Source organism: uncultured Lutibacter sp. (genome assembly GCF_937891065.1).
In the GTDB taxonomy this organism is placed as follows: Bacteria; Bacteroidota; Bacteroidia; order Flavobacteriales; family Flavobacteriaceae; genus Lutibacter.
On the sequence record NZ_CALAEQ010000103.1, the window covers coordinates 1 to 9,444 of the forward strand.

A 9,444-nucleotide genomic window follows, 5' to 3' on the forward strand; every position below is an offset into this window, starting at 1 on the left:
TAACTTTAAATAACAAAGCTAATTTCAATTATAAATTTGATTGCAACACAGCTTATAAAATAGTTGCTTCAATGAAAAATTATGAAGATAATATCACAATAATAAATACTTCAAAAAATTACAACGAAATTTTAAATAAAACTCTTTTAATGGAACCAACAATAGAGTTTATAACAATTCGTGAACAAAAAATGATAAAAACAAATCCAATTTATTTTGATCTAGATAAAGATGAAATTTTACTTGATGCGGCAATTGAATTAGAAAAAGTAATTGAGATTTTAAACAAATATCCAAAAATAAAACTCGAAATAAAATCACATACTGATAGTAGGGCTCCAGACAATTATAATCTTTCCCTTTCCGAAAAAAGAGCAAGTTCAACAATTAATTATATTACGTCAAAAGGAATTAGCTCTAATAGGCTTGTTGGAAAAGGATATGGAGAAACACAATTGGTAAACAAATGTTCTAATGGTATAAAGTGTACTCAAGCTGAACACCAGCTAAATAGAAGAACTGAATTTGTAATTATTCAAGAATAACTTTTATATATGAAACCAACAATTTCATTTGATGATTTTAGCAAAGTTGATATTAGAATAGGAACCATTATTGAAGTACATGATTTTCCTATTGCTCGTAAACCTGCCTACCAACTAGTTATTGATTTTGGTGAGTTAGGCTTAAAGAAATCAAGTGCTCAAATCACCGATTTATACACTAAAAAAGAATTACTAAATAAGCAAATAACTGCAATTATTAATTTTAAAAAAAAGCAAATCGCTAATTTCTTTAGTGAATGTTTAATTTTAGGCATTGAAAATAATAAGAAACAAATTGTATTACTAAAATCCTCGAAACCTAAACTAAAAAATGGTGAACAAATAAGTTAATTACATCATTTTATTAAAAAATATTGCATTCATTAATAACTTATTGGTACCATACCAAAAGCCTCTAAAGTTTGTGTTATCAGTAAATACAATAACTTTCCCAGCTCCCATTCTTTTAATTTGAAAAGGTACTGTATTTTTTAAAACCTCAAAATTTGGTTTTGAAATATAACCACTTAAAAGTGGGTTATTAGTATATTTTATAGGGTTATTAAAACTTAAACTATCTGATTTAATAAATATTTTAGTATTCCTAAACATTGGTAATTTATCATTTTTATAACCAAAATTAATCGGATGAGATTTATCTAATTTTGTTTCAAAAATTGCACCTCCAACAACTTGTGCTCCTGAAAAATTTATTTTCTGTTCAAATGATATATTTTTAGCATCTACTTCAACACTTGCATATTCTAACTCAATAAATTTATTGTTTGATAACCATTTAACCGCATTTCTATAACCTATTATTGTACCACCACTCTTAACCCAAGCCTTTAACTTATTAAGATTTGATTCGCTTAATTTCAAGTTAGAATTTGGTAAAACAATTGTGGAATATTTTGAAATATCAATTCTGTTAAAATAATCTAAATCTAATTTCGTAATATTCATTCCATAACGTTGATCAAATAAATGCCAAATTTCACCCGCGTCATATGATGATACACCACTACCAACAATCATTGCTACTTTTGGATTTTCTATATTTATAAACTGTCCACTACCCAAGTCAATTCCTTCAGTTAAACCAGTATTAACACCTGTAATAGTTACATTTGAGTTTGTAGCAATTTCATTTAAAATAGCATATAATTGATCCTCATTTTTATTCTGCTTTTTAACTGAAATTAATATAGTTCCATAGTCATAATTTATTCCATTCAATGAAAACTGTTTCATTCCAACTTTAGCTCTAATGCCTTTTTGCAATAGTTGATTTAAAGCTTTTGGAGTATAATACTCATGCCATTCCATTAAATAAGCATAAGAACTTTTAGTAGTTAATTTTCCCTTTGGAGATTGTAAATTCTCAACCAAATCACCTATTGCAGAAGTAGAGTTTAATGGCCCATTATCTAAATTAAATGCTAAAGGAAATGTCCAAGCTGAAATATCATAAAATAAACTATCGGTAAAGGTTGTTTGTTTATCAAACATTGCCTTAATCAATTTATAATTTTTTTGATTCGTAGGAATTATATAACTTTTTTCTTTCTTGAAATTTTTCCCATCTACTAATAAATCATTCTTTAGATTGTGAAAATTAATTCTATGTCTTTTTAAGATTTCAGCAAAATGATAGGTTTTCATTTCATCTTTTTCATCTCCAAACACAATAGCTTTATCCTGATCTTTTAGTGATTTTTTTGAAACATCAATATAAAAATTACGCTGATAATTCAATAACTTTACCCTTATAGAATTTGCGGCTTCTAAAGTTGAAAGCGAAGCTGTAAATTGATTTTTTATTGTAAATGGAAATGTTAAAACTCCGTTAACTGTTTCTTGCGCATGGCCTCTTGAACTACCTTGCTCAAACAAAATACCAACTGCTCCATTTATATCAGGATACGTAGATCCTTTGCCATAATAAAAATCATCAAACGCTTCTTCAGTAAAATATAAAGACCCAATTTTATCCATAGCCTTTGCATGGTAAGTAGCTATTTCCTTTGTCAATTCTTGATTTTCTATTGGTGTTAAAGGATTTACTCTAGACTGAATTCCAGGCTGAAAAAAGAAGGTTGAATTACTTCCCATTTCATGATGATCCGTAAAAATATTTGGCATCCAATTTCTATAAGTTTCTATTCTAGCACGCGATTCAGGCAATTGAACTGGTAACCAATCTCTATTCATATCAAACCAATAATGATTTGTTCTTCCTCCCGGCCAAACTTCATGAAATTCACGATCATTAGGGTCGGTATTTAAATATTTGCTTTTATTGGTATTCACCCAATATGCAAAACGTTGTAATCCATCAGGGTTCATAGCAGGATCCAATAAAACAACCGTATTTTTTAATAACGATACAATTTCCGGGCCTTCAGCTGCAGCTAAATAATAAGCTAATATAATTGCAGCACTTAAACCACTAGGCTCATTTCCATGTACTGAAAAACCTTGATAAACAACAATAGGCATCTCATTAACGTTCAACTTTAAACTTTCATTGACTTCCGTTAGTTTCAAGTGGTTTAATCTAATATTTTCAATATTATTATGATTATTTGGAGAAGTAATTGTTAATAAAAGTAAGGGTCTACCTTCAAATGTTTTACCTCTGTCCTCCAACGTAATTCTATCAGAACTTTCAGCTAAAACTTTCATATATTCAACAAACTTATCGTGTGTAATATGCCACTCACCTATTTTAAAACCGATAACACTTTCAGGTGTTGGTATTTCTTTATTATAAGTAATATTTTGAGGTAAATGATACGAAAGCTCAAATTCACTTTGCGCACTAATAGTTAGAGAGAAAAGTAGTGTAATTAAAAAAGTAGTCAGTTTCATTATTTTGTGTTTTAACAAATATATAAATTCAAATATAATCTTATGTAACAATTTACTAAGTTAAAATATGATTAAATCCAAGCTGACAACTTATAAACACATTTAAACAAAAAAAGAGACTCTAATTAAAATTAGAATCTCTTTAAGGTAAATACAATTACCAACCACAGTAATGCACTTACTTTTTTATAAACTTGCCAAACTAGATCTTAATGTTTCAACCTTTGCAATGGCATCAGCTTCTTTTTGACGTTCAATTGTAATTACTTGTTCTGGCGCATTATTTACAAAACGCTCGTTACTTAATTTTTTTTGAACAGATTTTAAGAAACCTTCAGTGTATTTTAATTCCTCTTCTAATTTAGCCTTTTCTTCTTCAACATTAACATCTGAAGTCATTGGGATAAAATACTCATTAGATTTTACTCTAAAACTTAAAGCCCCCTCAACTTTCTCTGTTACATATTTTAATGAAGATAAATTTCCTAATTTTTCAATTACAGCATCAAAATCTTTATTTAAACTTTCGTTATTTAAAACTGATAATTCAATTGTATTTTTAAATGCAATATTTTTATCTTTTCTAATTGTTCTAATATTTGAAATAACTTCAGAAGTAAATTTAAAATCGTTTATGAATGATTCATTTACAATAGAGGATTTAGGGTATTCGGCAATTATTAACGCCTCTTCTGGAGTTCTATCTGTTATATCTTGCCAAATTTCTTCTGAAATAAAAGGCATATAAGGATGTAGAACTTTTAAATTGTCTTCTAGAAAACAAATTACTGAATGATAAGTTTTAGCATCAATTGGCTGTTGATAAGCTGGTTTTACCATTTCTAAAAACCAAGAAGAAAAATCGTCCCAAACTAATTTATAAATACTCATTAAAGCTTCACTAATTCTGTATTGCTCAAATGATTTATCTAAATCTTGTAATGTTTGTTGAAATTTAGCCTGATACCATTCAATTGCAACTTTAGCTGATTGTGGTTGTTCAAGAGTTTCATCTATTTCCCATCCTTTAATTAAACGAAAAGAATTCCAAATTTTATTGGAAAAATTACGTCCTTGTGCACATAATTCTTCATCAAATAACAAATCGTTACCAGCTGCTGAACATAATAACATTCCAACACGAACACCATCTGCACCATATTTTTCCATTAATTCAATTGGATCAGGTGAATTCCCTAATGATTTAGACATTTTTCTTCCTTTACCATCTCTTACAATTCCTGTAAAATATACATTGGTAAATGGCTTTTCATTTCTAAATTCATAACCTGCAAAAATCATACGAGCTACCCAAAAGAAAATAATGTCTGGCCCAGTAACTAAATCGTTTGTTGGATAATAATATTCAATTTCTTTATTGTCAGGGTTTCTAATTCCATCAAAAACTGAAATTGGCCATAACCAAGATGAAAACCATGTATCTAACGCATCTGGATCTTGAGTTAAATCACTCGTTTTTAATTCCTTTCCTAATTTTTCTGAAGCCAATTTAACAGCTTCTTCAATTGTTGAAGCAATTACAAAATCGTTTACACCGTCTCCATAAAAATAAGCTGGAATTTGATGTCCCCACCAAAGTTGACGAGAAATATTCCAATCTCTAATATTTTCTAACCAATAACGGTAGGTACTATTATAGTGCTTTGGAAAAAAATGAATTTCTTCATCTTCTAAAACCGCTTTTAAAGCTGGCTCAACAATAGTTTCCATTTTTAAAAACCACTGTGCAGAAATTTTAGGTTCAATTACTTCTTTGGTTCTTTCTGAAGTTCCAACTTTATGCATATACTGTTCAATTTTCACCAAACAACCTAAACTTTCTAATTCTTTTGTAATTTCTTTACGAACCACAAATCTATCTTTTCCCTCATAATGCAATCCGAAAGAATTTAAAGATGCATCATCATTAAAAATATCTATAACTTCTAAATTGTGTTTTTCACCTAATGTTTTATCATTTTGATCGTGTGCAGGAGTTACTTTTAAACAACCTGTACCAAATTCAATATCAACATATTCATCTTCAATAATAGGAATTACTCTTCCTACAATTGGAACAATTGCCTTTTTCCCTTTTAAATGTGTATAACGTTCGTCATTTGGGTTGATACAAATAGCGGTATCACCTAAAATAGTTTCAGGTCTAGTAGTTGCAATTGTTAAAACATCATTACTACCTTCAATTTTATAATTTAAATAGTATAAATTCCCCTGTTTTTCTTCAAAAATTACTTCTTCATCAGATAAAGTAGTTTTTGCTGATGGATCCCAGTTTACCATTCTATATCCACGGTAAATTAATCCTTTAGCGTATAACTCAACAAAAACTTTAGATACAGCTTCGCTTAAATCTGGGTCCATAGTGAATTTTGTACGCTCCCAATCACAAGAAGCACCCAATTTTTTTAACTGTTCTAAAATTATTCCACCATGTTTATCAGTCCATTCCCAAGCATGTTTTAAAAACTCATCACGTGTTAAATCTGATTTATTTATTCCTTCCTCCTTCAATTTAGCCACTACTTTAGCTTCAGTTGCAATAGATGCATGGTCAGTTCCTGGAACCCAACAAGCATTAAAACCTTTCAATCTAGCTCTTCTAATTAATACATCCTGTATAGTGTTGTTAAGCATGTGCCCCATATGTAAAACACCTGTAACGTTTGGAGGTGGAATTACAATCGTATAAGGTTCTTTTTCATTAGGTTCTGAATGAAAATAATTGTTTTTCATCCAGTAATCATACCATTTTTTCTCAATATCTTGAGGATTGTATTTTGTTGCTAAACTCATTGTGGTCTAATTTTTGTAATATAGTTTGCAAATGTACAATTAGATAAGAGATAACACAAAATATTTTGAAAGCTTAAAAAAAGTACTAACTTTACATCTTAAAACTTTAAAATTATGAAAAAAATATTAACCTTATTATTCATTGGGCTTTTAACATTCTCAATAAATGCTCAAGAAAAAACAGTTGCTGAACCTGTTCAAGACCCTAATGCACCTGCATTTGAATTTGAAACTGAAGTTATTGATTACGGAAAAATAGACTTAAATGCCGATGGTCTTCGTGTTTTTAAATTTAAAAACGTTGGAAAATCACCTTTAGTTATCAGTCATATTAAATCTAGCTGTGGTTGTACGGTTCCTAAAAAACCAACTGAACCAATTATGCCAGGCGCAACAGGTGAAATTGAAGTGAAGTATGCAACAAACAGACCAGGAGGATTTTCAAAAACTATTACCGTAAATTCTAATGCTACTGAACCTGCAAAACAATTAAGAATTAAAGGGATTGTGATTAAACCAGAATCTCTTATTAAAAAAGATAAACCAACAATGTCAGCTAATTAAGTTGACTTAAAATTCTAAATAAAAAAGGCTTTCAAATTGAAAGCCTTTTTTATTTTAACATGTTTTTTAAACGAAACTCATATTCATAATCTTGCCCATTTCTTTCAATTACCAAACTTATTTTTTTATTTTCTTTTTGATAAAATTTTTCAACTATTTCTTCCAGTTTTAAGTTGTAAGTATATTCACCATTAATCCTAATTACAATATCATTTGGTTCTAAACCGGCATTATACGCAGGAGAATTTTTTCTTACTTTAAAAATTTTATAGGTTGGTTTAAAACTATACTTGTAATTATATGATAACACAACTTTATTCCGATCAGAGTTTTGATTATTCGAAGCTAAACCAAAACTTGTGTTATCATTTTCTTTAACTAATAACTTCCCATTATAAATAAGTTCAATGCCACTCATATTATACCTAAAAGGTTCATTAAATGAGCTTCCTTTTTTTAATGTAATTTTATAATTTTTATAATCAAATATTACAGTAAAACGTTTTAAAATATTTGCTCCTAAACTACCATTACGTGATTCAAACTTAAGCGCATTCGCAATTGATAATGAATCAGGAAAAGAAACCGTAGGATATTTTAATTCAAACTTCCCTAAAACTAATCCTTTAATAATAGACCGTTTCCCATAAATTGAACCACTTAATCCTTCGCCCAAAAAATCTTCAAAATACTTTTTAGGTGTTAAAATATCTGGGTGAGTGTTTTCAAATAACCACATAGCATCACTTCCTCCAGAATCAATCAATAACTTAACAGGTGTTATTTTATTAGTAAAAGAATCCAATTTTATCCCAACATTTATATAAGGTTTTAATTTATAAAATTCTAAATCTAAAGTTTCGCATTTTCTACAGTTTTTGTAATTATAAGTTTCTGTACTATAAAAGGTTATTTTTTTAGTAGCATAATTAATTTTAACAACAAAATCTTTTAGTATTCTATAACCTATAATCCCATGAATGGTAATTCCAAGTTTAGAAGACAAATCAAAACTATCATCAAAAACAACATATAAATTTTGACTAGAGCTTAAAATATTATTAAAACCAAAAATATTCCCTTTAGATAATATTGCATCAATTGCGTCATCCTCACCTAAACCTCTTAGTTTAATTTTTTCAACATTATTAAGTTGTAAAGAGTCTTTATTATTTATGTTAAATAAAATAGTGGTTCCAACACCTGAATCTAATATAAAATTTAACTCCTTTCCATTTACTTCAATTGGAAAAACAACCAAATTATTAATTAATTTAAAAGAAACGGATTGTTTCTTAGCATTGTTAATAAGTCTAAAATTACTTTGCGCTACACTAACTTTTGAATAAAAAAGTAATGCTAAAACTATATATATATGTGTAAAACTAATTCTCAATAATTATCAAGTTTTAAATTTTAGTTTAAAGTACAAAAAAGGCGTTTGACAGCACAACTTTTATGAAAACTTTAACCTATAACAAATCACAGTAAAAGTTAAGAACTTTAAATTAAATTTCGCAATTTTGTTGTATAATTTTTCAAAAACTAAAAACAATGCCAATAATATCTATTAAAGGTAAAAACATGCCTGAGTCACCTATAAGAAAACTAGTTCCTTATGCTGAAGATGCAAAAAAAAGAGGAATTGAAGTTTTTCACTTAAATATTGGTCAGCCAGACATAAAAACACCTGATGTTGCTCTTGAAGCTATAAAAAACAACACTATTAAAGTATTAGCTTATAGTCGTTCAGAAGGATCAGAAGAATACCGTCAAAAATTAGCAAATTATTATAAAAAGCACGATATAAATGTTGATGCTAATGAGATTATAATTACAACAGGTGGGTCTGAAGCACTATTATTTGTTATGGGAAGTGTTTGTGATTCTGGTGATGAAATAATTATTCCTGAACCTTTTTACGCGAATTATAATGGGTTTTCAACAGCTTCAGGAGTGACTATTGTTCCTGTAATATCTAAAATTGAAGATAATTTTGCTTTACCTCCTATTGAAGAGTTTGAAAAATTGATTTCTCCAAAAACAAAAGCAATATTAATATGTAACCCTGGAAATCCAACTGGATATTTATATTCAAAAGAAGAAATACAAAAACTAGCAGCTATTGTTAAAAAGCATGATTTATTTTTAATTGCAGATGAAGTATATCGTGAATTTGTATATGATAATGTGCAACATCAATCTGTTTTAAATGACTTTGGATTAGAAAATCATGCAATTATAATTGACTCTGTATCTAAGCGTTACAGTATGTGTGGTGCTCGTATAGGTTGTTTAGTTTCAAAAAACAAAGAAGTTATAAGTACAGGCTTAAAATTTGCTCAAGCACGTTTAAGTCCGCCAACATTTGCTCAAATTGCAAGTGAAGCTGCCTTAGAAACTCCACAATCCTATTTTGATGAAGTTACTATTGAATATAAAGCCAGAAGAGATCTTTTAATTTCTGAATTAAGTAAAATTGAAGGTATTAAAGTAGCGTCTCCAAAAGGTGCTTTTTACTGTGTTGTTGAACTTCCAGTTGATAATGCCGATAAATTTGCACAATGGCTTTTAGAAGATTTCAATTTGAATAATCAAACTGTTATGGTTGCTCCTGCTGCAGGTTTCTATTCAACAAAAGGGTTTG

7 protein-coding genes are annotated in these 9,444 nt (G+C 28.7%); 4 read left to right on the top strand and 3 right to left on the bottom strand.

Annotated features, from left to right (window positions below):
• A partial coding sequence (locus Q0352_RS05925) for an OmpA family protein (protein ID WP_299525085.1) occupies window positions 1–545 on the top strand: 545 nt, incomplete at its 5' end.
• Between the two features lie 9 nt (window positions 546–554).
• Window positions 555–896 (top strand): tRNA-binding protein, encoded by a 342-nt coding sequence (locus Q0352_RS05930; protein WP_299525088.1) that lies wholly within the window; start codon window positions 555–557, stop codon window positions 894–896.
• Here the strand turns inward: Q0352_RS05930 and Q0352_RS05935 are convergent, their stop codons facing one another.
• On the bottom strand, window positions 897–3,419 hold the full coding sequence (locus tag Q0352_RS05935; protein ID WP_299525090.1) for a M14 family metallopeptidase: 2,523 nt from the start codon (window positions 3,417–3,419) through the stop codon (window positions 897–899).
• Window positions 3,420–3,605: 186 nt separating this feature from the next.
• Window positions 3,606–6,233, bottom strand: coding sequence for a valine--tRNA ligase (locus tag Q0352_RS05940; RefSeq protein ID WP_299525093.1), 2,628 nt, complete (start codon window positions 6,231–6,233; stop codon window positions 3,606–3,608).
• 114 nt (window positions 6,234–6,347) lie between these two features.
• On the opposite strand from Q0352_RS05940, the gene Q0352_RS05945 reads away from it, so the two are divergent.
• A complete protein-coding gene (locus Q0352_RS05945; protein ID WP_299525096.1) occupies window positions 6,348–6,797 on the top strand; it encodes a DUF1573 domain-containing protein in 450 nt (149 codons plus the stop codon).
• 49 nt (window positions 6,798–6,846) lie between these two features.
• On the opposite strand, the gene Q0352_RS05950 is transcribed toward Q0352_RS05945, so the two are convergent.
• Window positions 6,847–8,193 carry a PDZ domain-containing protein gene (locus tag Q0352_RS05950; protein ID WP_299525099.1) on the bottom strand — a complete coding sequence of 449 codons (1,347 nt, stop codon included), beginning with the start codon at window positions 8,191–8,193 and terminating at the stop codon, window positions 6,847–6,849.
• Between the two features lie 158 nt (window positions 8,194–8,351).
• Between Q0352_RS05950 and Q0352_RS05955 the strand changes: the two genes are divergently transcribed.
• On the top strand, window positions 8,352–9,444 hold a 1,093-nt coding region (locus tag Q0352_RS05955; RefSeq protein WP_299525102.1), incomplete at its 3' end, for a pyridoxal phosphate-dependent aminotransferase.

Excerpts from the sequence above, each read along its gene's own strand:
- Q0352_RS05930 (WP_299525088.1), top strand. The coding sequence starts at position 555 with ATGAAACCAACAATTTCATTTGATGATTTTAGCAAAGTTGATATTAGA.
- Q0352_RS05940 (WP_299525093.1), bottom strand. The coding sequence starts at position 6,233 with ATGAGTTTAGCAACAAAATACAATCCTCAAGATATTGAGAAAAAATGG.
- Q0352_RS05945 (WP_299525096.1), top strand. The coding sequence starts at position 6,348 with ATGAAAAAAATATTAACCTTATTATTCATTGGGCTTTTAACATTCTCA.
- Q0352_RS05935 (WP_299525090.1), bottom strand. The coding sequence starts at position 3,419 with ATGAAACTGACTACTTTTTTAATTACACTACTTTTCTCTCTAACTATT.